The organism is Grimontia sp. AD028, assembly GCF_000973155.1.
In the GTDB taxonomy this organism is placed as follows: Bacteria; Pseudomonadota; Gammaproteobacteria; order Enterobacterales; family Vibrionaceae; genus Enterovibrio; species Enterovibrio indicus.
This window is the reverse complement of sequence record NZ_LASY01000203.1, coordinates 1-1,514: the sequence shown is the minus strand read 5'-3', so window position 1 is coordinate 1,514 and position 1,514 is coordinate 1. Positions and strand designations below refer to the sequence as shown.

The window sequence follows — 1,514 nt, the reverse complement described above, 5'->3', positions numbered from 1 at the left end:
ATCGTTGACACCAATGCAGATTCCGTGACCACCACCATCACCGATGGCGGCAATGGCCCGGGCAACAACCCGGACGATGACCGCCCGACCGTGTCTATCACAGGCCCACAAGCACAAGTCAGCGAAGGTGACAGTGCCAACTTTACCGTAACCCTCAGCAAAGCCACTGAGACTGGCGTCAAAGTCAAACTGTCCCTGACTGATATCGACACCGATGCTGATGATTTGGGCGACATGACCGTCTCGTACGAGCTGAACGGCAAAACCGAGGTGATCACGGCGGACAGTAACGGCGATTACACCATTCCTGCTGGGATCACTGAGCTCAATGTCTCGGTCATTACTCATCAAGATACGGACTACGAAGGTGACGAGGCATTTTCGGTCACTGTCACCCCGTCTGAGGGCGTAAGCGGCATTACCGACGGTAAGCTGGCTACAGATAACGCTATCGTGTCTGATGACGGTAAACTGGGTGGCGACAATGACATTGACGGTGGTAATGATGATCGTCCAACGTTGAACGTCAAAAGTCTCGGAGATACCGATGAAGGAAACTCGGCCACATTTAACGTTACGTTAGGCAATCAAGTTAAAGGCGAAGTCACTTACACGCTCAAGCTTGAAAGCAACGATGGCTTCAATATTACTGACATCACGTCTATTAGCGTGAATGGCGATGAAATTACAGATCCTAACGACATTGCTAGCTTCTTTAACCAAGGCCACAACCTGACACTTGCGGGCAATGATACGAACTTTAGCGTCATCATTAACACCAAAGATGATAGTGAGTTTGAAGGTCCAGAATCAGTCACGCTAAATGTGAATACAGACGTCGCTTTGGCGGAGTCAGGTAACCAACTATCCGACTCTGCAACGATACTGGACAATGACAATCCACCTGTTGCAAACGATGACTATGACGGTGACGGCAGCTACTGGGTGAACAACAGCGATGCAAACGGTATCTTCATTGCCTTTAACGACATTACGAAAAACGATACAGATAAAGATGACGGAGACACTGTTTCTGTCTGGAACAAAGATGACTTAGAGAGCTTTACCCTAGTACCAAGCGAAGCCGGTTCTATTGCGTTGAGTGACTATGGCGAAGGGCTCGTATTTACACCTAATTCAGAATTCAACGGCCCAGTTCAAATTGAGTACTTTGCGACAGATGGAACTAATAAATCACTCGAACCGGCCAATATCCATATCTACGTCAATGAAGTGAATGCGAACAATGATGGACTCTCAACTGCGTTCACAACCAGCAGTGCTGACGGATGGCAGAACTTGGATGGGAATGACTATTTCACCATCAAAGCCCTCAAAATTGGCGATGACGGCAAGCGTGTTGAAGACGGCGAGTTGATCACCGAAGGCTCTGAGCATATTCACAAATTAGGTATGGGTGTTGCCGATACTGCGCGCGCTGACCACACAGGTGCGTCATACCAAATTGAACACAACCATGAGTATGATGTTTCTGAAGCCATTCAAATTGACCT

1 protein-coding gene is annotated in these 1,514 nt (G+C 48.2%); it reads left to right on the top strand.

The genetic code is table 11. From position 1 onward, the window contains the following. On the top strand, positions 1-1,514 hold a 1,514-nt coding region (locus RN22_RS25325), incomplete at both ends, for a cadherin-like domain-containing protein (protein WP_046308508.1).